Origin of the sequence: Streptomyces sp. NPDC101776 (genome assembly GCF_044766845.1) — a bacterium.
Taxonomy (GTDB): Bacteria; Actinomycetota; Actinomycetes; order Streptomycetales; family Streptomycetaceae; genus Streptomyces.
On sequence record NZ_JBIWMV010000016.1, the window covers coordinates 49,494 to 72,714 of the forward strand.

Below are 23,221 nucleotides of genomic sequence, written 5' to 3' on the forward strand. Positions count from 1 at the left end.
ACGGCTCGGACGTGTCGAGAGGTCACCGAATGGTGGGCTCGGACCACAAGCACCAACGAGTGGCCAAGGCAAAGGGCGTTGCCCGTGGCCCGGGAGGTGGGAGGGGTGCGGATCGGTGAGCTGGCCAGGATAACCGGCGCCCGTGGGCTGCGGCACTACGAGCAGGCCGGACTGATCTCCTCGCAGCGGACCCCCAACGGCTACCGCGTCTACGACGAGCGCGCGGTGGTGCGGGCCCGCAATATCTGGCCGCCGGGCTCACCCTGGACGACGTGCGGGTGTTCCTGCCGTGCCTGGAGGGCGATGTGGCCGCCGCACGGCCCTCGGACAAGGGCGGGCGGGTCGCGTTGGAACGGCTGGTGGTCCTCAATGAACGGATCGCTGCCCAGACCGAGGCCCGTGACCGGATGGAAGCCGCGTTGCGAGAGACGACCGGTGGTCGGATCCGCCCAGTGGCCTGAACGCCCGCCTCGTCGCAGAAGCCGGAGGAACCTGGAGTCGCTACGCTCCCCACGGCCACACACGGTGACTACGAGCCCTCATCGGGCAAGGGATGCGCGACTCTCGATCATGCGAGGTCGCCAGTGTCGGGGTTGACACGCTCGCATAGTATGCATTGCATGGTAGCTGGCAAAGCAAGCAATCACGAGGACGCCCGCGGTGTGAGCCAGCTGCGCAAGGGCGTGCTGGAGTACTGCGTCCTGGCGTTGCTGCGTGACGGGCCCCGCTATGGGGTGGAGCTGCTGGAGGTCCTTGCGGATACGCCGGTCATGGCGACCAGCCAGGGGACGCTGTATCCGCTGCTGTCCCGTCTGCGCAGAAGCGGCCTGGCGGACACGTTCCTGGTGGAGTCGGCCAGCGGGCCGTCTCGCAAGTACTACGAGCTGACGGACCAGGGTCGACGAGCCCTGGACGAGTTCTCCAGGCACTGGCCCAGTTTCCGTGATGCTGTCGACCGTTTCCTCGTTTCTGGAGCTGAATAAATGAGCGACCCCCTGACCCACCCGCTGGTTCGCACATACCTGGCCTCGGTCGACAGAGAGGCAGCAGTGCTGTCCGGCGACCGGCGCCGAGACCTGGTGGCAGACCTGCGCGAGCACATCGAGTCTGTGCTGGCGCAGGGCGCCGATAACACGACGGTCCAGCAGGCCCTGGACAAGCTCGGCACCCCCCGAGAGATCGCCGCCGCCGCGATCGCCGAAGAGCCCGGCGTCAACCCGCTGCAGCCGGAAAGCAACGCGCGCACCACTCTGACCCTGGTCATGATGGTTCTGGCTGCCCCGTTCTTCTGGGTCCTCGGCATCGGCCTCGTACTGGCCGTCTCTGCCGCCGTGCGGATCTGGCGCTCCACAGCATGGACCAGGCGGGACAAGCAACTGGGCGGCATCTGCTCCCTCTCACCCCTACTGGTGACACCCGCGACTGCCGCACTGTTCGCTGCCACCGGCGGCCTCGGCGCCGCCGAACTCATCGGCGCATTCCTGATCGCCATGGTGATCCCGCTCACCGGAGCCATCCGACTGAGGCGCAGCGCCGCACGCCTGCACCCACACGCAGCCTGAAAGGCCCGCCCCAACGGGTCCTGCTCCGAGCGGGACATGGCCCACCTGACCCTCGTCTCCGACGACATCCTGCGTCGGGCTGGCCCCGTCTGTCAGTTCCGCCACATCGGTCTTCAACGCCACCTGGCACCCCGCCATATTCCATAGGGGCCCGCCAGCACCGAATGGTCGTCGATGGCGGTGCGGATGAAGCTACAGCCGATCACGGGGCTGCCGCCCCGGCGCACCTCGGTTGCCGCTTGCCGGTTCGCTGCGGCTTGTTGCCGGGGCATGGTCCGATGGCCACCACCGTCCGGGATGTTCCCGAGCTTCTTGATGCCGACGTGCACCAGTTTGCCGGGGCGCTCTCGCTGGTAGCGCCGAATGACCTGGCCGGTGGGCCGGTCCATCCAGCGCAACCGATTCAGCTCATGGCGGGCCAGGGCGTGATGAACCGTAGAGGCAGGCACGGCCTGTGCCTGATCGCTGAGGAGATGCACTCATGACTACTGCTGCGATACCGATCCTTGTCACCGGGGCTACCGGCCGCCAAGGCGGGGCCACCGCCCGTGCCCTGCTCTCGCAGGGAACACCGGTGCGTGCACTGGTACGCGACCCGCACACACCGCGGGCACAGGCGATCAGAGAACTCGGCGCCCACCTGATCGTGGGCGATCTGACCGACCCGGCGACGCTTGAAGCGGCCGTGGACGGCGTGCGGGCCGTCTTCTCTGTACAGATGCCCGCATACACCGAGCAGGGTGTCGACTTCGATGGCGAGGTCAGCCAGGCGGACAACCTCATGACGGCCGCCAGGGCCGCCGGGGTCGAGCAGTTCGTCCAGTCTTCGACTAGCGGGGCGGGGCAGCACACCCAGGCCCCGGGCTGGGCCGAAGGACGCTGGGCGATGATGGAAGCCCCACTGGGGACCAAGGCGGCCATCCAGAACCGCCTGCGCGAACTGGACTTCTCCTGCTGGACATTGATCAAACCGGCGTTCTTCATGGAGAACTTCGAGCCGTCCATGCGGTTCTACTTCCCCCGCGGAGTCGAAGGGGGGCTGGTCACCGTCATCAAACCGAGCACGCACCTTGCCCTCGTAGCGGCACAGGACGTAGGCCGTGCCGCCGCGGCCGCCCTGTCCGCGCCCGACAAGTACCACTGCGTGGAACTGGAACTCGCGAGCGACTACCTGACCATGACGCAGATCGCGGGTATCCTCTCCCGCGTTCTGGGGGTCCCGCTGTCGGCGCCGGACATGACCGAGGACCAGGCCCTCGCAGCCGGCATGCCGGACATGGGCGCCACCCACGAGTTCTTGAATGTGGTCGGCCAGCCGGCCCGCCCGCAGTTCGCCCGCGCGCGCTGGGCATCGACCTGACCAGTTTTGAACAGTGGGCGCAGGAACACCTTCGGTCCACCGCCTGAAAGTGAGGTTTCCCCGCTGTGCGGTAGGGAATGACTAGCTGGTCAGGGCGGGTTGCCTGGAGTAATCGTCAAGACCTGTGGATCAGTTGATCTCAGTTTCGTTCGGGTGACTTGATCGCGACGAGTTCGACCTCGAAGCCGTCGTCATTCTCCAGGTAGGCGGCGTAGTGCTGTGCGCCGTCGGCGTATGGATGCCGCTCGGGGAGCATCAGGTGCCAGCCGTGCTGAGCGGCGTCGGCGGTCAGTTTCTCGAGGATGGCGGCATCCTCGACGTGGAACGCCAGGTGGTTGAGTCCTGGGCGGCGGCGGTCGTGCTGTCGAAGGATGCCGTGGTCAGCGGCATCGCACCGGATCAACCTGTCTGTTGGACATCAGGCCGATCCATACATTTGAGCGACTGCTGATCATTCGGAGCCGGTCTCCCAGGCGTGCGCTTCTGCAACGGCGACCGCCGACCGGCACTCGCACCCGGTGCGGTTCAGAATGCCTCTCGGCCGCCGTGCAGGGGCTCCCTCTGCCTCTGGCCGGGCGGCGTGCCCATAGCGTGCCCTTAAGACCGGTCAGTCACGGTCAACAACGGCGCGATCCGCTGTGCCCGGTGCCGGGCCGGAGTGCATACGGCCAGGTCAGAAGCTATCCATCTCGGCAAGCGCCGTCGCTTCCCAAGCTGAGAGTGCGAGTTCGATTCTCGTCACCCGCTCCATGACAAAGGCCCAGGTCAGCGACCTGGGCCTCTTTGCTGTGCATGGTGATCTATTGCCGGGTGCCAGATTCGTGCAAGAACGGTGATCGTCGGGGGTGGCCATCTGAGGTCAGCAGCCGGCTCCCAGGCTCGTCGCCCGGCCGGGCGACGAGCACCTTCTGAGTCGTGACCATGACGGGTGTACTGCCGGCGAGGACCTGGTGGACGGGCAGGGCCCGCACTGTCCCTCACGCACGCTGACTGGCACGCACTTGTCGCAGCGCGACGTCAGCTTGCGGCGGGGACGGGGACGTGGGTTGGTGCTGGTGTCTCCGTCGGTTCGGGCTCGGCTGTCACCGCGGCGGGAGCGGGGGTGGGGGCGTAGGGGATCTCTCCGCGCAGGACGGCCTTCGCGCGGTCCTCGTCCAGCTCGCCCTCCCACCGGGCGACGGCCAGGGTGGCGACGCCGTTGCCGACGAGGCTGGTCAGGGCGCGGGCTTCGGACATGAACCGGTCGATGCCGAAGATCAGTGCGAGGGCGGCGACGGGGACGTGCGGCACGGCGCTGAGGGTGGCGGCCAGGGCGATGAAGCCTGAGCCGGTTACGCCCGCGGCGCCCTTGGAGGTGAGCAGCATGACAGCGAGCATGGACAGCTGCTGGGTGAGGCTGAGGTCGATGCCGAGGGCCTGGGCCAGGAAGACCGAGCCCATGGTCAGGTAGATGGCGGTGCCGTCGAGGTTGAAGGAGTACCCGGCGGGCAGCGTGATGCCGACGACCGGTTTCGAGGCGCCCAGGTGCTGGAGCTTGCCCATCATGCGCGGCAGGACGGGCTCGGTGGAGGACGTGCCCAGGACGATCAGCAGTTCTTCCTTGATGTAGCGCAGGAAGGGCAGCAGCCGCAGTCCGTTCAGGCGCATCACGGTCCCGAGGACGACCAGAACGAAGAAGAGGGCGGTCAGCCAGAACGAGCCGACGAGCAGGGCCAGGTGGCGCAGGGTGCCCAGGCCGTAGTTGCCGATGGTGAACGCCATCGAGCCGAACGCGCCGATGGGGGCGAGCCGCATGATCCAGCGGATGAGCGTGAACAGGACCGTGGAGAACTTCTCGATGCCCCGGGCGATGCCCAGGCCGGCCTCTCCGCTGGCGTGCAGGCCGAAGCCGAACAGCACCGACACCAGCAGCACCGGCAGGATCTCGTTGCCGGTCAGGGCGCTGACCAGGGTGGCTGGGATGATGGCGAGGACGAACTCGGCAAAGCCCTCGTGAGCCGTGGTCGCCGCCGGCGGCAGGCCCTTGGTGGTCAGGGTCGAGAGGTCGACGTGCAGACCGCTGCCCGGCTTGACGACGTTGACGACGACCAGGCCGATCACCATGGCCACGGTGGTCAGCACCTCGAAGTAGACCAGGGCCTTCAAGCTCACGCGGCCGACCGCGCGGGCGTTGCCCATGGAGGCGATGCCGTGGACGACCGTGCAGAAGATGATCGGCGCGATGAACATCTTCACCAGCGCGATGAAGCCGTCGCCGAGCGGCTTGAGATCAGCGCCGACAGACGGCCACAGCCAGCCCACTACGGCGCCGAGGAGGACGGCGATCAAGCACTGGATGTAGAGGTGGGACAGCATCCGGCGGAGGCGGTCCGGTGGCGCGGTGACGGTACCCGGGGCGGCGTCGTTGCGGCTCATGCGGGGCGTCCTTCCAGGACGGGAACGAGGAGTTCGGCTCGGGCGATACGCCGGGCGGCGCGGTGCAGCAGCACCGTGGGGGACGCGCTGTCCGGTGCGGGGACGGCTTGGGTGGTGATCACGCCGGCGGGGGTGCCCAGGCGCAGCGTGCCGTCGGCGGTCTGCCGGGCGACGCGGTGGGCGAGGGTGCCGGGGGTGGCGGCGGCGGTGGCCAGAGCCACGGCGGAGGTCAGACCGATCGCCGGATGTGGGGCGTGCATGGAGACCATGCGTACGGCCAGGTCGTACTCGTCCTGGTTGACGAGTGTGCCCTGTGTGGTGCGATAGGGGGCAGGTCGGGCGACGATTCCCACCTTCGGCACCGCATGGCTGACCGGGTCGCCCTCGCGGGTCAGGCCCATGGCCAGCGCTGCCTGGCGGCGCAGCAGTGTCAGCGCGGGCACGGCGGTGGCGAACCCGGTGAGGGACTCCGTGCCGTCCAGGCCGAACGCCTTGGCCTCGAACAGCGCGGCCGGAGCGCCGGCGTCCACCAGGGATGCCTCGACGGGACCGTCCGGGCCGGTCAGCTCGTCCAGTGCCCGGCCGGTCGGCAGTGCGCGGCCGGTCGTCGAGCCCGCCGGGTCCTGAAACCCGAGCAGGACCGGCACGCCGGGCGCCGAGGTACCCGGCACCACGGCCCTCCCCTCCTCCGGGGCCACGCCCGCGGGGGTGGGGATCGTGCCGGTGAGGCGGGCCCCGGTGTTGACGTTGAGCATCCGGACGGTGGTGGTGTCCGACTCGATCGGCACGAGATCGTGGTGGACGGCGTACAGGGCCACGGCAGTGGCGCAGTTGCCGCAGTTGCTGGCCCACTCCACGCGTTCGTCGCCGATGCCGACCTGTGCGAAGGCGTACTCGATGTCCACACCGGGTCGGGTCGACGCCTGTACGACGGCTGCCTTGGAGGTGGTGGAGGAAGCGCCGCCCACGCCGTCGATCTGACGGGGGTCGGCGGCATTGAAGGCGGCGAGCAGCAGGGCATCGACATCCACGCCCGTGGCGGCCACGTCGCGGTGGTCGAAGATCCAGCACTTGCTGGTTCCTCCGCGGATCATCTCGCCCTGCAGACGCAGCACAACCGACTCCTCACAGCCAGGGAAGGGGAAGCCCACCGACGGTCTCGCCGTGCGTGGTGTCCCCCACGGTGGGTTACGGCAGCGTGAAGTACAATCTCGGAAATCTGCATGGCTATTAAGCTGAAGTGAACGCTGGAGGTGGCGGCATGCTCGACGTCCGGCGCATCCTGCTGTTCACCGAGGTCGCCCGGCGCGGCTCGGTGACCGCTACCGCCCGCGCCCTCAACTACACACCGTCAGCGGTATCGCAGCAGATCAGCCGTCTGGAAACGGAGGCAGGACAGCCCCTGCTGGAACGCCACGCCCGGGGCGTCACCGCCACCGACGCCGGACGGGCCCTGGCCGAACGAGGGGAACGGATCGAACGCGAACTGCAGGCCGCGGAGAACGAACTCGCCGACTTCGCCGGCCTGCGCGCGGGCACCCTGCGTATCGGCACCTTCCCCACCGTCGGTGCCTCGCTCCTCCCGCAGGCCGTGATCGCCTTCCGGGACGCTCACCCCGACGTACGGCTGACCGTCCGCAGCGCCCGCATCGCCGGACTCTGGACCATGCTGGAGAACCGGGAGATCGAAATGTCGCTGATGTGGGACTACGACTGGAGCCGAATCGACCGGGAGGACATCGTCGTCACCCCACTCCTCGATGACCCGCCGGCCCTTCTCGTCGGCGACCACCATCCACTCGCCGGCCGCGACGCCGCCTCACTCGCCGACTTCGCAGACGACTCCTGGATCACCCGCGCCGAGCATCACCCGGTGGCCGGAGCCCTCGTGCGCGGCTGCCGCGCCGTCGGCTTCGAGCCCCACATCGCCTACGAGGCCCACGACTACCAGGAGGCCCAGGCCATGGTCGCCGCCGGCATCGGCGTCGCCCTTGCTCCCACGCTGGCCCTGGAGGGCATCCGACCCGGCGTGAACGTCCTGCCCCTCCAGCCGCCGGCCCCCGTCCGCCGCATCCTCCTGGTTCGCATGGCCGGCCACTCGCTCACCCCCGCCGCCCTGACCTTCGCCGGACTCCTCCGCGACGCCGCTGCGGCCCGGACCCTCTGACACCGAACCACGCCCACCGGTCATGGAACCGTCGCGCGGGCCCGCCGAACTCTCCGTCGTGGCCCTGGCCCGTGAACTCGCCTGCGGGCGAGGGCCGGGAGCGGCCATCAGGCGTTCGCCACCGCCGACGTCAGCCGTGCCGCACTCCGCAGCGAACGGGAAGCGGTCAAGGCGAGACAAAACTGTGGCTCTTCGCGGCAACCTTTTTCGGCCTCTCGGACCACTCAGCGTTGTCCGGCCAAGTGGTCCGGTCAGATGCAACAGCTGAAAGAGAGCACAGGCATGTCCCTGGAACGAGAGCACAGACATGTCCCCGGTCCACCCACGCGCGGTGGTCGTCCGAGGCATCGTGGTCGTCGGTTGCTCGCGCGTCGGGGACTCTGGGCGGGTCTCGCCATGGTGGTCGTGGCCGGCTCGGCTGTCGTGGTCAGCCAGGCTTCGGCGGACCAGAAAACCCTGGATCTGAAGAAGTGGTACGTGCTGGTCAACCGCAACAGCGGCAAAGTGTTGGACGACCGCGGCTCCGCCAAGAACGACGGCGCGGCGGTGGTGCAGTGGGCGCGCCACGGCGGGGCCAACCAGCAGTGGCAGTTCATCGACGCGGGTGACGGGTACTACCGGCTGAAGAACCGGACCTCCGGCAAGGTGCTGGACGACCTCGGCCGGTCGAAGACCGCGGGCTCCGCACTCGTGCAGTGGAAAGACCTGAACGGCAGGAATCAGCAGTTCAAGCTGGCCAAGTCGTCCAACGGATACGTGCGTTTGGTCAATCGCTTCAGTGGCATGGCTGTCGGTGTCCGCAACGCCGCCAAGGCCGACGGGGGCGGCGTCGTCCAGAACCGCGACCAAGGCGGCGCCGATCAGCAGTGGCAACTCGTCCCGGCCGGAAGTGTCGGCGGCGGCGGTACGCCCACCGCGCCGGCCGGCGGCGTTCCCGCAAGCCCGACTCCGAGCCACAATCAACCATCGCCTTCGCCTTCGTCGCCCGCGGGTGGCAGCGGTGGTTCGGCGAAGCGGTTCATGGGCAGTGACACCGTGCTCATCGGCGGCTCGATGTCCGACGCCTCGGCGGCCGCCGCACCGTTCGACGCGCGCTACGCCTATGTGCACAGCCAGCCCGCGCCCTCGTCGGACTACTACACGGCAGCGAAATGCCAGGACGGGTGGTCGGGCTGGTGGGGTTGCTGGAACGGCAGCACCACGGCGCCCGGCACGTACGTGACCTGGCGGGACGACGTGGCGGCCCATGCGACGTACAAGGGCAGCCCGCGGCCGCAGAAGATGCTCTGGACCTGGTACTCGTTGCGCGACCTCGGGGATGCGGCAGGCGAGGGCGACGGTCCGGGCGAGGTCAAGGCCATCAACCGGCTCGACCTGCTCACCCGCTACCTGAACGACTACCGTTTCTTCCTCCAGAAGATCGGCACGTCGCACGACGCGATCGACCTGGAGCCCGACTTCTGGGGCTTCGTCCGCTCGCTCGGCGATCCGCACCAGGTTCCCGCACAGGTCTCGGGCGCGAATCCGAAGGACTGCGGATCGCAGGAGAACAGCGCCGCCGGACTCGCCCAGTGCCTGATCTCGATGGCGCACAAGTACGCGCCGAACACCGCCGCGGGGATACACCTTTCCTGCTTCGACTGGGAGACCAACACGCAGGCGTGCGTCAAGGACTACGCGAGCTTCGGGGCGAAGAACGCCGACTTCCTGGCCACCGATGTGTCGGACCGCGACGCGGGCTGGTACGCGCAGTCGGCCCACGGCGGCAGTGACCACTTCTGGAACGACCAGAAGGCCGCCGCCGCGCTGAAGTTCTACAGGACGATGGCCGAGTCCGTGGGCAAGCCGGTGGTCCTGTGGCAGATCCCCTTGGGCAACATGGCGCAGAACAACACCCGCAACCACTACAAGGACGACAAGGTGGACTGGTTCTTCGCCCACATGGACCAGGTCGCGAACGCCCACGTCGCCGGCCTGTTCTTCGGTGCAGGGCAGGACGAACAGACCACGGTCGAGTCCGACGGCGGAAACCTGATCAACAAGACGATCGCCTATCACAACTCGGGTGGTACAGCGCTTAAGTAGCGGCGCAGCACTCACCACGAATGGCGCCCCCATCTCTTCGATGGGGGCGCCATTCGTCATCTTCGTCGGGCTGGAGACTCCGGGAGGCGGGTCAGCGCTTCAGGGTGAGGATGCCGGGGCGGTACGGCAGGTTGTCGTAGGAGGTGCTCGGCGGGGTGTTCGGGGTCTTGCCCTGGTAGAGGAACTGCAGGTTGCAGGGGTCGATGGTCATGGTCTGGTCGGGGTTGTTGCGGACCAGGTCGCCGTGGCTGATGTCGTTGGTCCAGGTGGCGCCGCTGTTGGCCTTGCCGGCGAAGGGGTTGGACTCGGTGGCGGCCTGTGGGGTCCACGGACCGTTCAGGCTGGTGGCGACGTTGGTCAGTGTGTAGGAGCCGTCGCTGTTCCGGTGGGCCTTCCAGTGCTGGTGGGCACCGCCGTTGGTGTCCCAGACCGTCAGCCTCGTCCCGTTGGCCGTCTGGTTGGCCGGCTCGTCCACCACCCGGCCGCTGGCGATGTTGGTCAGGGTGTAGGAGCTGTCGCTGTTCCGGGCCGCCCGCCACTGCTGGTTGGAGGCGCCGCCGGCGTCCCACACCTGGAGCGGGGTGCCGTTGTCGCTCTGTCCCGCGGGCTCGTCGAGAACGCGTCCGGCGGCCGCGTTGGAGAGCGTGTAGACGGTGCCGGAGGTGATGTCCCCGGCCTGTGTGCCGCCACTGCCGGTACTCCCGGTGCTGCCCAAGGCGGTGAGTACGGCGCTGTAGGCGGGCTTCCTGGTGCCGCCCGCGTCGAACAGCAGCGCGTTCTCACTGGTGCGCCAGGAGTCGCTGTCGCGGATGCCCCATACCGTGATGCCCGTGCAGCGAGCGACGTTCACGCACGCCTGGACGGCGTTGGTGTACGCGGTGGCGGACGCCTGGGCGATGTCGAGCTCCGTGACCTGGACGTCCACGGCGAGCGCGGCGAAGTTGGACAGGGTGGTCTGGAAGCTCGCCGGCGGGCCGCTGCTTGCGAAGTGGCTCTGGAAGCCGATGCAGTCGATGGGCACGCCGCGCGCCTTGAAGTCCTTGACCATCTTGTAGACGCCCTGGGTCTTGGCGTCGGACCAGTTCTCGATGTTGTAGTCGTTGTAGCAGAGCTTGGCGGAGGGGGCGGCGGTCCGGGCGGTACGGAAGGCCTCCTCGATGAAGCCGTCGCCCAGCACGTCCTAAAACACGGAGCTGCGGTGCCGGCCGCTGCCGCCGTCGGCGAAGGCCTCGTTGACCACGTCCCAGGCGTAGATCTTGCCCTTGTAGTGGGTCATCTCCTGGGTGATGTGGTTCTTCATCACCGTGCACAGGGTGCCGGCGTCGGTGATGGACTTGACCCAGCCCGGCAGTTGGGAGTGCCACACCAGGGTGTGGCCGCGCAGGCGCTGGCCGTGCGCGGAGGCGTGGCTGACGATCGAGTCGGCGGCGAAGGTGAACGACCCGCGGGAAGGCTCGATGGCGTCCCACTTCATCTCGTTCTCCGGGGTGATCATCTTGAACTCTCGGTCGAGAACGGCGGAGTACGTGGAGTCGCCGAGCCTGCCCGCGGCCACTGCCGTGCCGAAGTAACGGCCGCTGCCGGCCGCCGCGTCGGCGGCCGTGGCCGGTGCGGCGGCCTCCGGCGTGCGTGCGGCCAGGGCGACCAGTGGTACGGCGGCGCCCGCGGCGGCGAGGACCACGGAGGCGGCGATCACGCGGCGGATCGCCGGGCGGCGACGATGAGAGCGGTTCTGATCTGACAACGGCATGGCCTTCTGGCACAGCGGGACTTGATCCGGTCCCGGTCACCCGCCAGTTGCCGCCACGCCCACAAAGGTTGCCGCTCAGCGGCGTTCACCGTGTCGGGACGAACCCTCCCCGGACCGACGCGGAACCGCCCGAACCCCGCGCGCCGACGCGGTAGCCGTCGCCCGCGGCACTGTGCCCGCCCGCGCCGTTGTTGAACTGCGCGGCGAACTCATGGTTCCCCGCCGGCACGGTCAGGCCCGGCTTGAGGACCCAGCGGTAGACCAGCGCGCCGCCGACCTCCTGGACGGTGACGGTGAAGTCGTCACCCGGCAGGGTCTGCCAGGTCCCGGTGCTCTTCGCCCCGCCGGTCTGCACGATGCGGATCTCGACCGTGAGCGAGGTGAGCGGCTGGGTCGCCTTGAGGACGAGGTTGCTCTGGGTCCAGTAGACAGTGCTCTTCGGATCCAGCGAACCGGCCGACCACAGCGGCCCGTTCCGGCTCTCGTCGGCGGTCGGCGAGGGGCTGGTGGCCGAGGGAGTCGGGCGCGAGCTGCCCGGGCTGGTGACCGGGGGCGGCGCGACCGGGGTGGGGCGGGCCGATGTCGGGTGCGGGGAGCTGACGGTCGGGGACGGCGTGGCAGGCGTGGTCACGGTGGGCGTCGGCGGCGGGGTCGCGACGATGGCGGCGACGGCGAGGCCGCCGGTCGTCAGGATGCCGCCGGCGGCGAGCCCGGCGAGGGCGACCCTGGTCCCGGACCGTGCGAACGGTCGCGCGCGGTGACGGACGGCGGGGCCGGCCATGCCGCGTTCCACCCGGGCCAGCATCCGCGCGCGGTCGGGCCGGTGGGCCTCGGCGGCCTCGCGCAGCCGACGGTCGATCTCCTCGTTCACCGGTTCCTCCTCCCTGGCACCAGGTCCCCGGCCGCGTGTGCGCCCAGGAGCTTTTCCAGCTCGGCCATTCCCTTCGAGGTCTGGCTCTTCACCGTTCCGACCGAGATGCCCAGCGCTGCCGCCGTCTCTTTCTCCGACAGGTCCAGGGCGTGTCTCAGCACCACGCAGGCGCGCTTGCGGTACGGCAGCCGGGCGAGCGCCGCGCGGACATCCAGCACAGCCGCCGTGTCCGGCCCCTCCACCTTCTCCGGACCGCGGGACCGGAACCGTGTGATGCGGCGTCGCTCCCGGACTGTGCTGCGGATCCGTCCCCGCGCCAGGTTGGCCACCACACCGCGGGCGTAGGCGAGCGGGTGGTCGGCCTGCCGCAACCGGTCCCAACGCTGCCACAGGGCGACCAGGGCATCCGCCGCGAGGTCGTCCGCCGCGTCGGACTCGCCGGTCAGGAGGTGTGCCAGACGGGCGAGTTCGGCGTAGTGGCGTTCGAAGAATTCGTGGAACTCCGCGGACGCGTCATCGAGGACCATCCCCCGGTCGCCCTCTCCTTGCCATGACGTGCGCATTGGTTGCATATTCAACAACAATGGAGGACGCAGCCTAGCAGTGCCGGGCCCGGGATTCGAACGGCGGTCGCGCAAGGTTGCGGCGCGGCGTGCTTCGTTGCCGCCATGCCCGTCCATCCGGTTGTTCGACTCGACCTTCCGGCTCCCAGTTGCCATAGAGGGCGAGAAGGTTGCCGCCCCCGACGCTGTTTTCCCGGCGCCCGGCGGGCAGCACGGCGAAGGAGCCCTTCGCGTGTCCGGCACCGGCACGCCGGCTCTCGCCAAGGACAGCACCTTCACCCTGCGCTCCAGGCAGGAGCGTCGAGAATGGTCAAGGAACGCCAAGGGGCGGCAAAGGTGATTGACAGGGACGCCTCTCGGTGATTGTCTGCCGATGCAGAGTTTGAAACTTCAAGTTACTCCCTGGTTTCGCACGCATGAGACGTTTGGAGCGCACCATGCCCCTTACTGCCCCCACCACTCCCGCCCGCAGAGCCGCCGTCGCCTTCCTCGCCGCCGCCGCGGTCCTGGGCGCGACCGCCGTACCCGCCGTGGCGGCCCCGCACGGCCCGGCCGCCGGGCACACGGCGCACAGCCGGGGCGGCTACGGCGATGCCGCCCGCCTCGGCTACCAGAAGACCATCGCCATCACCGTCACCAAGAGGGTGTTCGAGCACGGTGACACCGCGGTCGTCGACCGCTACGTACGGCCCGACTACATCCAGCACAACCCGACCGCGGCCGACGGGGCGGCGGGCCTGAAGGCCCTGGCCACCTCGATCCACCAGCAGTTCCCCGACGCCCGCTACAACGTCAAGCGGGTCATCTCGCAGGGCGACCTCGTGATGCTCCACTCCAACGTGGTGCTGGTCCCGGGCACCAAGGGCGCGGCCGTCATCGACATCTTCCGCTTCCAGGGCGGGAAGATCGCCGAGCACTGGGACGTGATCCAGAACGTGCCGGACACCACGGCCAGCGGCAACGACATGTTCTCCACGCTGAGTTCGCCGCAGGTCTCGCAGCCCCTGGACCACCGGCTCACCCAGGCCAACGAGGCGCTGGTCGTCAAGGCCTTCGACGAGCTCATCGTCCACAAGGACCTGACCGCCCTCGACCGCTACTGGGACCCCGGCTACCTCCAGCACAACACGCAGATGCAGAGCGGCGTGCCCGCCGCGAAGGCCGGCCTCGGCGGTTACTTCGCCTCGGCACCGCAGCTGACGGTCACCCCGAAGCGGATCATCGCCGAGGGCGACCTGGTGGCCATCCACAGCGACTACGTCAACTATCCGGGAGACCGAGGCACGGCGATCCTGGACCTTTTCCGGGTGCGGAACGGCAAGATCGTCGAGCACTGGGACGTCATCCAGAACGTCCCGGAGACCTCCGCCAACGGCAACGGCATGTTCTAGAGGCCGGGGCCCCGCCCGTCGGCCCCGTGCCGGCCGGTCGGTGCGCACGGTGGCGAACACCGCCCGGGCGTGGGTGCCGTCGGCCGCCTCCCGGGCGCAGCCGACCCGGCCGGCCGCCGTCTCGGGGCGGATGCCGGGTGCGGTGGGGTCCAGGACGCGGCGCAGGCGCAGGACCCCGCCGTCCGCGGCGGCCAGGACGGTGCCCCGCTCGTCGGTGACCTTGACGGGCCGCGGCGGGGAGGGGGGAGCGGCGCCCGTGCAGGAACGGGTGACCTCGTGGTCGGGGGTGTCGGTGAGGCTCTGGGGCTGGGCCTGGACGCGGCCTCGATCAGTGCGAGGAGCTGGGCGTACGGCACCGGTCGTGACGGCCGTCGTAGGCCCAGCGGGGCTCAGGATGCCGGGACGCGGCTACCGCAGCGTGCTCGCCAAGATCGGTCCGCCGGCAGGACGCCGAACACCGCGTTCGGCCGCGGCGTTTCCGTAACGCCGTTCCGAGAAGCCCGTCGCTGACGGCATGCCCGCACCCGGCAACGGTCCGAGCGGTACACAGCCGTCCTCGACCGCTCCACCCCCACCGTCCGCGACCTGCCACATACCGGGCACTCCGCTTGCTCGCCACGCTGCATCGCGATGACTCGCTCACCGGTCTGCCGACGCCTTCGCCGCCATCGTCCACGGCAGCGGACCACCGCACTCCTGGCGATACCGCCGAGCCGTCCTGTCGGCCCCCGCCACCCAGATGATCCAGCCCGCACACACCTCACGGCCAGGGATCAAAAGCACCTGAGGAACCGTCATGCGGAGCCAGGGCAGGCTCTGGCGGCGGCCGTTCCCGCGACGGTGATCAGGATCAAGGACAGGAACTTACGCGTTCGCGTCGCGGAGCGTGCGCAGGATGCGCTCGAGGTGGCGGCGGTCCTCGGCTGAGAGTGGTCCGGCGAGGTGGTTGCGCAGGTGGGAGACGTGGGCGGTCAGTGCGTGGTCGAGCGCCTGACCGCCCTTGTCGGTCAGTACGGCGAGTGCGGCTCGTCGGTCGGCAGGATCGGGGTCGCGGCGGATGAGTCCTTCCTTTTCCATGCGGTCGGCGAGCCGGGTGAAGCCGCCCGAGCTGAAGGACACGGCCTCTGCCAGGTCCGTCATGCGGAGCTGGTGGCCGGGGGTGCGGCCCAGTCGCAGCAGCACTTCGAACCAGGTCTGCGGTATATCGAGATCGCGGTTCACCAGGGGCTTTATACGGCTGTGGGCCTCCACGAAGAGACCGAAGAGCGTCACGTCGTCATCGTTCAGCAGTTGTTCATTCACTCCTCAAGGATGACAGAAGGACAGGCATGGAAGAATCTGCCGTTGCAACAGTTGTTGCAGCAGATATATTGTCTGCGTCGGCAGATACTTCACCGTGTCCACCCCACAGATGTGGAGCCCACCCATGGGAAAGCGCGTCCTGGCCGCCTCCGGCGTCGCAGCTCCCATGGACGGCGTCCTCGCGTCCGGCCTGTCTGCGGCACCCACTTCGGCGGACGCCGCCACCTCCTCCACCGCCGAGCGGACCGGCTCAAGCGAGGAGGCCCGGTTGCGGGCGCTGTACCGGCAGGCCGTGGCCGAAGGCGGCCGGTACGTCGTCTTCACCGGCGGTGACAGGTCTGGGCAGGACGACTGCCTCAAGAACGCGTTCGCGAAGAAGCCGCGCCGCCCTCGACCGTTGCAGGGCCCGCCTGAGTCCCTGCATCGGCGATGTACACGGCGCCCAAGGCTGAACCCCTGCTCGACACGGGCTGCCTGCCTCGATCCGGTTCACGTCGTACACCTCGCCGCGAGGCGATTCCCCCGACCATCACCCTTCACCCGAGGAAGCACGCATGAGCACTCTCTCCTTCAAGATCCTCGACCTGGACTTCCCGGCCGGCAGCAAGAACAAGACCGCCACCCTTGTCACCGGTGAGAACGAGGCGTTGCTGGTGGACGCCGCCTTCACCCGCGCCGACGGCCACCGGCTGGCTGCCGAGATCCTCGACTCCGGCAAGACGCTGACCACCGTCTTCATCAGCCACGCCGACCCCGACTTCTACTTCGGCGCCGAGGTCATCGCCGACGCGTTCCCCGAGGCGAAGTTCGTCGCGACTCCGCTGGTCATCGAGCACATCGCGCACTCCTACGAGGGCAAGCTCAAGGCCTGGGCCGCCCTCGGCCCCAACCTCCCCACCCGGCTGGTCGACCTGGAGCCGCTGACCGGCGACCTCACCCTGGAAGGCCACCGCTTCGAGCTCAAGGGCGGCCCGGCCTCCCTGCCCGACCGCCACTACCTGTGGCAGGCCGCCTCCCGCGCCCTCCTCGGCGGTGTCCTGCTCTTCCAGCAGGAGCACGTCTGGGTCGCCGACACCCCCACCCCCGGCGACCGCGCCGCCTGGATCGACCTGCTCGACGAAATGACCGCCCTCGACCCGCAGTTGGTCGTCCCCGGCCACCGCCTGCCCGGCACCGCCGCCGACGCCTCCGCTATCACCGCCACCCGCGACTACCTGCTCGCCTTCGAGGAGGAGCTGGGCAAGGCGGCCGACGGCGCGGCACTCACCGAGGCGCTGGTGGCGCGCTATCCCGACAACGGCATGCTGATCGCCGCCCAGATCGGTGCGAAGGTCGCCAAGGGCGAGATGAAGTGGGGCTGACGATGAGCGAGTTCGCCACCTCCACCGCGCCCGCCGCCGTCGTACGCCGCCAGTACCTGGCCTCCGCGGCCGGGGATCTGGACGCCCTGCGCGCCACCCTCGCCCCCGACGTGGAGTGGACGGAGATGGCCGGCTTCCCGCTGGCCGGGACCTACCGCACCCCCGAGGGCGTCACCTCGAACGTCATGGAACAGCTCGGCAAGGAGTGGGACGGCTGGACCGCCCACGACGACACCTACGTCGTCGACGGCGAGAACGTCGTCGTCCTGGCCCGCTACACCGCGGCCAACAAGGCGACCGGGAGGCCGATCGATGTCCGGGTGGCGCATCACTTCGTCGTACGCGGCGGACTCATCGTCCGCTTCGAACAGTTCGTCGACACCGCGCTCGTCCGTGACGCCATGACCAACTAAAACCCCGCACTCGAAGGTCAGGAGAAGCCAGTGTCCGCTGCCGACAACAAGGCGCTTGTCATCGCGTTCTACGAGCAGGCGTTCAACGACTACCAGCCCGAGGCCGCCGCCACCGCGCACCTCGGCGAGAGCTACACCCAGCACAACCCCGAGGCGCAGGACGGACCGGGTGCCTTCGTCGGCTACGTTCACTGGCTGCGCGGGCAGTTCCCCGACCTGCGCCTGGACATCAAGAGGGCAGTCGCCGAAGGGGACTTGGTGGTCACCCACAGCAACCTGCACCTCAAGCCCGGCGACCGGGGCATGGCCGTCGCCGACTTCTGGCGCGTCGCCGACGGGAAGATCGTCGAGCACTGGGACGTGATCCAGGAGGTGCCCGAGAAGAGCGCCAACGACAACACCATGTTCTGACCCCACAGCAGCAGCACGGCACCTGTGCCGTACCCGGGCGCCGTGCTGCTGCGCTGCCGTGGTCCAGCCGCACCACACAGACAACCGAACAGAACAGAACCGTACATAACAGAACGGACAGAGAGGCTCCCCCCACCATGACCAGCCTTCCCAGCCGACGCGGCCTGCTTGCCACCGGAGCGGGCGCCGCTCTCGGTCTCGGTGTCGCCGCTGCCTCCGTCACCCCCGCTCAGGCCGCCACCGGCCAAGCCTCTGCGGGCCGCGTGGCAACGGGCGGCGCCGAGGAGAAGCGGACTCTTGACGAGCTCTACCAGGCAGCCCTCGCGGAGGGCGGCAAGCTCGTGCTCTACGCCGGCGGCGACGTCTCCAGCCAGGCGGACGGAATCCGCAACGGCTTCAAGAGCCAGTTCCCCGGCATCGACCTGACAGTGGCCGTCGACTACAGCAAGTACCACGACGTCCGCGTCGACAACCAGTTCGCCACCGACACCCTCATACCCGACGTCGTCCAGCTCCAGACCGTGCAGGACTTCGTGCGCTGGAAGGAGCAGGGCCGCCTGCTCGCCTACAAACCGGCCGGTTTCTCCAAGCTCTACGCCCCCTTCAAGGACCCGCACGGCGCGTGGGTCGCCGTCCAGGTCAGCGCCTTCAGCTACATGTACGGTCCCGCCGCGGTCGGCTCCGACATCCCCAGCGGTCCGCTCGACCTGGCCGACGCCCGCTGGAAGGGGAAGATCGCCTCCTCCTACCCGCACGACGACGACGCGGTCCTCTACCTCTACACCCTCTACGTGGAGAAGTACGGCTGGGACTGGCTGGCCCGACTGGCCACCCAGGACCTTCAGTTCGCCCGCGGCAGCTTCACCCCGAGCGCGGCCGTCACCAGCGGCCAGAAGGCCATCGGCATCGGCGGCTCCGGCGCGCCGCTGTCCACCGGGCCGGTCAAGTGGGTGCTGCCCGAGCAGGCGCCGTTCATGTCCTGGGGACAGCGGGCCGCGATCCTCAAGCAGGCCAAGAACCCCACCGCCGCCAAGCTGTACCTGAACTGGCGGCTCTCCGTCGAGCAGCAGAAGGCCGCCACCAACGGCTGGTCGGTCCGCACCGACGTCACCCCGCCGACCGGGCTCAAGCCCGTCTGGGAGTACCCCAACGGCAACCTCGACGGCTTCCCCCGCTTCATGGCCGACCGCGCGGCCATCGAGCGCTGGAAGCAGACCTTCGCCCTGTACTTCGGTGAGGTGAAGGGCGACCCGAGCCCCGGCTGGCTCGGACTGCACCCCGGAGCCTGACCGCCGACCGGCGCCGCCCGGCCCCGCACTCCCCGCGCGATGGGCCGGCGGCCCGGCAACTCCTGGCCGTCATACAGGCGACGAACACAATCAGCGACTCCGGCCCTGCCGACGCTCCTCCCCAGTACTCCAGTGCGGTTTCGTGATCGGGTGCGTTCTGCCAGCACGGAGACAAGCGGTTCACGGCGTGGGCGGCTCCATCTGCGGACCGACGCTCACCGCCTCGAAGAAACCCCAGCCGCACGGCGGCTGGGGTTTCTTCTTTCGTGGACTTTCACTGTGGGTCCGGGGCGACGCACTACGACGCCGCTGCGGACACTCGGGGCCGCAGGCTGTTGTGCCTGCGGCCCCGCCCGAGCATCGGGGTCAGGACGGGTCGCCGTACTGCAGACCGCGTCCGTTGGTGCCGATGTAGACGCGCCCGAAGGTGTCGGGGTCGCCGGTGATGACGCCGACGCTTCCGATGGCGCCCCACTGGTGGGCGTCGTCGTTGATGCGGAGCCAGGTGGCGCCCTTGTCGGTGGAGCGGAAGACTCCGGTGACGTCCTTGACGGTGCCGATCAGGTACAGGGCCTGGTAGTCGGCGCCCGGTGCGGCCTTGCCGAAGCCGAGGGCGGAGGCGGACTTCACCGTGCTGAGTGTGGTGAAGGTGCGGCCGCCGTCGGTGGAGTGCAGCAGCCCCCTGTCACCGGCGGCGATCCACAGGTCGCCGTTGAAGCCGGGGACGGCGGTGAGCCGGCCGGAGGGGAGGTTGGTGGCGCGGGGGGTGAAGGTCGCGCCGCCGTCGGTGCTGGCGTTGAGTGTGCCGTTGGTCAGTGCGTAGAAGGTGCCGGCCGAGGAGCGGTCGGCGACGACGACGGCGTCGGTGCCCAGGCCGCTGACCTTCGACCAGTGCGCTCCCTTGTCGGTCGAGCGGTAAGGGGCCTGACCTGATTCGGCCCAGACGATGGTGGAGCCGTCCGCCGAGAGGGCGACATGGCCGCTGTTCGCGCTGGGGACGGGTTCGGCCGTGAAGCCGTTCCAGGTGCTGCCGCCGTCGGTGGAGTAGGCGCCGTCCTGCGCGCCGCCGGTGCCGACACGGACCATCACCGAGGGGTTGGACTGGGCGAAGTCGATGTCGGTGCTGCTGCTCATCAGCGGGTTCTTCATCCGTCCGCCGGGCACCTCGGTCAGGGAGTCGTGGCGGAAGCCGCCCTGGTCGCCCATGGAGGTGATGACGGTGGCGCCGCCGGGCGGGGCGATCGCGTCTGCCAGCGAGGTCTCCTCCAGCCCGCGGGCCCCTGAGGCGGCCCAGTGGCTGGTGCCACCGCTGTCGGAGGCGCCCGCGTCCTTGCTGCGCCAGATGCCGTTGCCGGTGCCGTACAGCACGTGCCCGGAGTTGAAGGGGTCGATGGCCAGCGCGGTCATCCAGTGCCCGGTGTGGGTGCCGACGTACGGAGCGCCGGAGGCATCGCGCTGCGAGGCGTCGGCCAGCGCCTTCCAGGTCGTACCGCCGTCGGTGGTGCGGTAGATCTCGTCCTCGGGCCACCAGCGGTCGAGGGTGGTGACCATCACCGTGGAGGGCTCCTGCGGGTCGACGGCCAAACCGGAGAACCCGTAACTGCCCTGCGAGGGAGAGATGTTCTTCCACGCGCCGTTGGTCGCGGTGTACTTCCACACCGAGCCCGCCGTCGCGTCCATGGGGCCGATGCTGTTGCTGTAGGACAGGTACAGCGACCCGTCACCGGAGACCACACCGTGCTGCGGCATCTGGCCGGTGGGCTGCCCGGAAACGGCCTGCCAGCTGCTGCCGCCGTCGGTCGAACGGTACAAAGGCGTGGACTTGTCGTTGACGCCGACGTACACCGTGTTGCTGCCGGCCTGGCCGTACGTCACGAAGGAGATGCCCGCGCCGCTGCCCGCCCCGTCCTTGACGGGGAACGACGAGACCTGACGCCACGTCACCCCGTAGTCGGTGCTGCGCCACAGGCCGTTCTTGCGAGTGCCCAGCAGCAGGGTGCCGTGGTCCGCGGGGTCGATCACGAGCCGCTCGCCCGCCCCCCGGCCGGGTTCGTTGCCACCCACCTTGAACGGCAGATCGGTGCGCTGGAAGGTACGGCCCCGGTCGGTCGAGCGCAGGATCGCGCCGTTGCCCGCCCACTCGTTGGTGTAGGTGCCCGTCGCGAGGTAGAGCCGGCTGGGGTCGACGGAGTCGGTGGCCAGCGAGTCGATGCCCAGCAGGTTCCAGTCCTTCTCACCGAGCCAGTCGGTCAGCGGGATCCACTGCTCCGCCCCGGTGTCCCAGCGGTAGGCGCCGCCCATGTCGGTGCGCGCGTACAGCAGGCCCTTCTCCTTCTGGTTGAACACCAGTCCGGTGACGTAACCGCCGCCCACCACCTGGGCGTTCTTCCACGCATACGGTCCGGACGCAGGCTTGGCGTCCGCGCTGCCGGCTCCGCCCGCCAGGGGGTCGGCCATCTTCACCAGCTTCCACTGCTGGTTGGTGCTTCCCAGGCCGGGAAACTGGATGACTGCCGCCCCGTTGGCCGAGGAGCCTCCGGAGACGTCCAGGACCTGGCCGCTCCTGCGTGAGGTGACGGTGACGGCGTCGGAACCGCTCACCTCCTCGATCTTCCATTCCTGGGCGGTGGAGGAGCTGTCGGTCTGCTGCTCGGCGGCAGCTCCCTTGACGGTCGAATCGCCCGTTATCCCCAGCACCTTGCCGCTGTTGCGGTTCACCAGCTCGTAGTAGCCGTCCCCAGCGGACTTCAGCTCCCACTGCTGGTTGGCGGTGTGCTGGTCGGTCCACTGCTGCATCCGGGTGCCGTCGGCGGTGGAGAAGCCGTTGACGTCCAGCACCTTGCCGCTGCGCACGGAAACCAGCTCGTAGTAGGCACTGCCGTCGACCGTCGCGGCCTGTGAGTCCTCCTGTACGAACAGGAGGTACGGCACGACGGCGAGGGGCGCGCCGAGCAGCACAGCGGTGGCAGTCCAGCGACGGCGGTGACGCCCGCGGCGCTCGCCGTGCGTGGGGTTCTTCATGGGGAGGTGCTCTCCTTGCATACCGTTCACGGAGGAAAAGCGGATCGCGGCCACCGGGACTGGCCGGATCCGACTCCTTGTGGTCACAGGCACCGCAAAGGTTGCCGCGAGCCGGAAACTCTTCACTGTCTGACGCTGTCGGGGATGCTTCAGCGGGACTGAGCTGTAGAACCGTCTCCTCGGTCCAGCACAGTTGTCGCGCGCTACATAGCGTCCACGCACACCCCATGCGTCCTTCGGGCCGTTTCCTGTACGGGCCGTTTCCCCCGCACACGGCCGGGCGGAAGCCCGTGCTCCAAGGTCGCGCAGCAAACTGATCGCCTGTCGCCATCGCAGGGCACGCATGCCCCACTTAGCGAGAATTCCATGGCCACCCGAAGGGGAAATTCCCCAGCCGTAGGCCTGACCCTGGATTCGCCTTGGAGCCGCCTTCGGGATCCGAACCCGAGACCTACGCATTACGAGCACGGGGGCTCACGGAAGCGATCGGAGGCCTGCACGAACACCAACGACCCGACGCCCGCAGGTACGTCACGTATCGTCGGACACTTCGCAGGGAGCCCTCGGCAAGAAGTCCCCGAAAAGTCCCCGACATGGCTCAAGACGAACCCGCTCATGACAAATGCGCAGGTCAAACGCGTGATCAACAGTCGCCGACATGTCCGTGAAGTACAAGGAGACGGCTCGGGGCGGGCTTGCGGTGAACATCATCGAGTGCTGAGGGGGTGGGGGGCCTGAGCAGCGCGTTGTTGTCTTTCGGCGCCGGCAGAGCCCCCCAAAAAAAAGCATCCGGATCTGCTCGCCGTGTGCACGCGGGCCCCGCGTGCCGTCGTGTGCGGTGGGTCCGCCCTGGCCCTGCATGAGCTCATCGACGACATCCTCGCGGCGGTACACGCCGTCCGCGGCGCCATCGACGCGATGCGCCGGGGCGACGCCGTGGCGCCGTGAACTCCAGCATGCCGCAAGCGAGTTGGATGCTCTCTCCGTCATCCGCCCCGCCGTTGGGGCGGTGCTTGCCTGACGGCCAACCCCATACGCGACAGCACCGTCGGCCGCGTCCACCACGACCTGCGCGACCTGGCCCGCCGCACCGGCCGGTCCACGCGACGAGGACGACTACCACGGTCTGCGCCTGTCGATGGCCGCCACCGGCGCCCGGACCCGGCTTCCACACCTACTACGTGCTGGCGGGGGCGACGACGCCCGCATCCACGGTGGGGCCCGTCTACCCGCTGTGACCGGACCGCGGAAAACCCTCGC

17 protein-coding genes and 4 pseudogenes are annotated in these 23,221 nt (G+C 69.0%); 12 read left to right on the plus strand and 9 right to left on the minus strand.

Features of this window, described 5'->3' with window-relative positions:
- Nucleotides 1–105 precede the first annotated feature (105 nt).
- The 3 genes and pseudogenes from ACIRRY_RS36580 (at nt 106) to ACIRRY_RS36590 (ending at nt 1,562) form a co-directional block, all read left to right on the plus strand.
- A pseudogene (locus tag ACIRRY_RS36580) lies at nt 106–461 on the plus strand (MerR family DNA-binding transcriptional regulator).
- A 159-nt stretch (nt 462–620) separates the two neighbouring features.
- Complete coding sequence (locus tag ACIRRY_RS36585) at nt 621–983, plus strand: PadR family transcriptional regulator (protein ID WP_403981598.1); 363 nt, start codon at nt 621–623, stop codon at nt 981–983.
- Complete coding sequence (locus ACIRRY_RS36590; protein ID WP_403981601.1) at nt 984–1,562, plus strand: HAAS signaling domain-containing protein; 579 nt, start codon at nt 984–986, stop codon at nt 1,560–1,562. It begins immediately after the preceding gene.
- Between the two features lie 152 nt (nt 1,563–1,714).
- Here ACIRRY_RS36590 and ACIRRY_RS36595 read toward each other — a convergent pair.
- Nucleotides 1,715–2,011: pseudogene (locus tag ACIRRY_RS36595) on the minus strand (IS481 family transposase); the annotation flags it as partial.
- A 32-nt stretch (nt 2,012–2,043) separates the two neighbouring features.
- Here ACIRRY_RS36595 and ACIRRY_RS36600 point away from each other — a divergent pair.
- Nucleotides 2,044–2,969 (plus strand): annotated as a pseudogene (locus tag ACIRRY_RS36600) (NmrA family NAD(P)-binding protein).
- Between the two features lie 92 nt (nt 2,970–3,061).
- Here the strand turns inward: ACIRRY_RS36600 and ACIRRY_RS36605 are convergent.
- From ACIRRY_RS36605 to ACIRRY_RS36615, 3 genes are all read right to left on the minus strand, one after another.
- Nucleotides 3,062–3,325: a hypothetical protein gene (locus ACIRRY_RS36605; protein WP_403981603.1), complete on the minus strand. Its 264-nt coding sequence runs from the start codon at nt 3,323–3,325 to the stop codon at nt 3,062–3,064.
- Between the two features lie 614 nt (nt 3,326–3,939).
- A complete protein-coding gene (gene dctA, locus ACIRRY_RS36610; protein ID WP_403981606.1) occupies nt 3,940–5,337 on the minus strand; it encodes a C4-dicarboxylate transporter DctA in 1,398 nt (465 codons plus the stop codon).
- Nucleotides 5,334–6,452 (minus strand): PrpF domain-containing protein, encoded by a 1,119-nt coding sequence (locus tag ACIRRY_RS36615; protein WP_403981608.1) that lies wholly within the window; start codon nt 6,450–6,452, stop codon nt 5,334–5,336. The genes dctA and ACIRRY_RS36615 overlap by 4 nt, the downstream gene beginning before the upstream one ends.
- Before the next feature lie 146 nt (nt 6,453–6,598).
- Between ACIRRY_RS36615 and ACIRRY_RS36620 the strand changes: the two genes are divergently transcribed.
- Entirely contained in the window at nt 6,599–7,504 is a 906-nt protein-coding gene (locus ACIRRY_RS36620; RefSeq protein WP_403981611.1) for a LysR family transcriptional regulator, read from the plus strand.
- A gap of 396 nt (nt 7,505–7,900) precedes the next feature.
- Nucleotides 7,901–9,589, plus strand: coding sequence for an RICIN domain-containing protein (locus ACIRRY_RS36625; RefSeq protein ID WP_403981613.1), 1,689 nt, complete (start codon nt 7,901–7,903; stop codon nt 9,587–9,589).
- A gap of 91 nt (nt 9,590–9,680) precedes the next feature.
- Here the strand turns inward: ACIRRY_RS36625 and ACIRRY_RS36630 are convergent.
- The 3 genes and pseudogenes from ACIRRY_RS36630 to ACIRRY_RS36640 form a co-directional block, all read right to left on the minus strand.
- A pseudogene (locus ACIRRY_RS36630) lies at nt 9,681–11,339 on the minus strand (non-reducing end alpha-L-arabinofuranosidase family hydrolase).
- An 85-nt stretch (nt 11,340–11,424) separates the two neighbouring features.
- Nucleotides 11,425–12,210 (minus strand): hypothetical protein, encoded by a 786-nt coding sequence (locus tag ACIRRY_RS36635; protein WP_403981616.1) that lies wholly within the window; start codon nt 12,208–12,210, stop codon nt 11,425–11,427.
- On the minus strand, nt 12,207–12,737 hold the full coding sequence (locus tag ACIRRY_RS36640; RefSeq protein ID WP_403981619.1) for a SigE family RNA polymerase sigma factor: 531 nt from the start codon (nt 12,735–12,737) through the stop codon (nt 12,207–12,209). The genes ACIRRY_RS36635 and ACIRRY_RS36640 overlap by 4 nt, the downstream gene beginning before the upstream one ends.
- Nucleotides 12,738–13,210: 473 nt before the next feature.
- Here ACIRRY_RS36640 and ACIRRY_RS36645 point away from each other — a divergent pair, with 473 nt between their 5' ends.
- The gene (locus ACIRRY_RS36645; protein ID WP_403981622.1) at nt 13,211–14,164 is read left to right on the plus strand and encodes an ester cyclase; all 954 of its coding nucleotides are present in this window, start codon (nt 13,211–13,213) and stop codon (nt 14,162–14,164) included.
- A gap of 864 nt (nt 14,165–15,028) precedes the next feature.
- On the opposite strand, the gene ACIRRY_RS36650 is transcribed toward ACIRRY_RS36645, so the two are convergent.
- Nucleotides 15,029–15,466, minus strand: coding sequence for a MarR family transcriptional regulator (locus ACIRRY_RS36650; protein WP_359430993.1), 438 nt, complete (start codon nt 15,464–15,466; stop codon nt 15,029–15,031).
- A gap of 554 nt (nt 15,467–16,020) precedes the next feature.
- Between ACIRRY_RS36650 and ACIRRY_RS36655 the strand changes: the two genes are divergently transcribed.
- The 4 genes from ACIRRY_RS36655 (at nt 16,021) to ACIRRY_RS36670 (ending at nt 18,940) form a co-directional block, all read left to right on the plus strand.
- Complete coding sequence (locus ACIRRY_RS36655) at nt 16,021–16,827, plus strand: MBL fold metallo-hydrolase (RefSeq protein ID WP_403981625.1); 807 nt, start codon at nt 16,021–16,023, stop codon at nt 16,825–16,827.
- Between the two features lie 2 nt (nt 16,828–16,829).
- Nucleotides 16,830–17,240, plus strand: coding sequence for a nuclear transport factor 2 family protein (locus ACIRRY_RS36660; protein WP_403981628.1), 411 nt, complete (start codon nt 16,830–16,832; stop codon nt 17,238–17,240).
- 30 nt (nt 17,241–17,270) lie between these two features.
- Nucleotides 17,271–17,651, plus strand: coding sequence for a nuclear transport factor 2 family protein (locus tag ACIRRY_RS36665; RefSeq protein ID WP_403981631.1), 381 nt, complete (start codon nt 17,271–17,273; stop codon nt 17,649–17,651).
- A 137-nt stretch (nt 17,652–17,788) separates the two neighbouring features.
- On the plus strand, nt 17,789–18,940 hold the full coding sequence (locus ACIRRY_RS36670) for an ABC transporter substrate-binding protein (RefSeq protein WP_403981633.1): 1,152 nt from the start codon (nt 17,789–17,791) through the stop codon (nt 18,938–18,940).
- Between the two features lie 366 nt (nt 18,941–19,306).
- Here the strand turns inward: ACIRRY_RS36670 and ACIRRY_RS36675 are convergent, their stop codons facing one another.
- Nucleotides 19,307–21,961, minus strand: a complete 2,655-nt coding sequence (locus ACIRRY_RS36675; protein ID WP_403981635.1) for an RICIN domain-containing protein — start codon at nt 21,959–21,961, stop codon at nt 19,307–19,309.
- A gap of 804 nt (nt 21,962–22,765) precedes the next feature.
- On the opposite strand from ACIRRY_RS36675, the gene ACIRRY_RS36680 reads away from it, so the two are divergent.
- A complete protein-coding gene (locus ACIRRY_RS36680) occupies nt 22,766–22,909 on the plus strand; it encodes a hypothetical protein (RefSeq protein WP_403981637.1) in 144 nt (47 codons plus the stop codon).
- Nucleotides 22,910–23,221: the final 312 nt, after the last annotated feature.

Excerpts from the sequence above, each read along its gene's own strand:
- ACIRRY_RS36585 (WP_403981598.1), top strand. The coding sequence starts at position 621 with ATGGTAGCTGGCAAAGCAAGCAATCACGAGGACGCCCGCGGTGTGAGC.
- ACIRRY_RS36590 (WP_403981601.1), top strand. The coding sequence starts at position 984 with ATGAGCGACCCCCTGACCCACCCGCTGGTTCGCACATACCTGGCCTCG.
- dctA (WP_403981606.1), bottom strand. The coding sequence starts at position 5,337 with ATGAGCCGCAACGACGCCGCCCCGGGTACCGTCACCGCGCCACCGGAC.
- ACIRRY_RS36620 (WP_403981611.1), top strand. The coding sequence starts at position 6,599 with ATGCTCGACGTCCGGCGCATCCTGCTGTTCACCGAGGTCGCCCGGCGC.
- ACIRRY_RS36625 (WP_403981613.1), top strand. The coding sequence starts at position 7,901 with ATGGTGGTCGTGGCCGGCTCGGCTGTCGTGGTCAGCCAGGCTTCGGCG.
- ACIRRY_RS36640 (WP_403981619.1), bottom strand. The coding sequence starts at position 12,737 with ATGGTCCTCGATGACGCGTCCGCGGAGTTCCACGAATTCTTCGAACGC.
- ACIRRY_RS36645 (WP_403981622.1), top strand. The coding sequence starts at position 13,211 with ATGCCCCTTACTGCCCCCACCACTCCCGCCCGCAGAGCCGCCGTCGCC.
- ACIRRY_RS36655 (WP_403981625.1), top strand. The coding sequence starts at position 16,021 with ATGAGCACTCTCTCCTTCAAGATCCTCGACCTGGACTTCCCGGCCGGC.
- ACIRRY_RS36660 (WP_403981628.1), top strand. The coding sequence starts at position 16,830 with ATGAGCGAGTTCGCCACCTCCACCGCGCCCGCCGCCGTCGTACGCCGC.
- ACIRRY_RS36670 (WP_403981633.1), top strand. The coding sequence starts at position 17,789 with ATGACCAGCCTTCCCAGCCGACGCGGCCTGCTTGCCACCGGAGCGGGC.
- ACIRRY_RS36675 (WP_403981635.1), bottom strand. The coding sequence starts at position 21,961 with ATGAAGAACCCCACGCACGGCGAGCGCCGCGGGCGTCACCGCCGTCGC.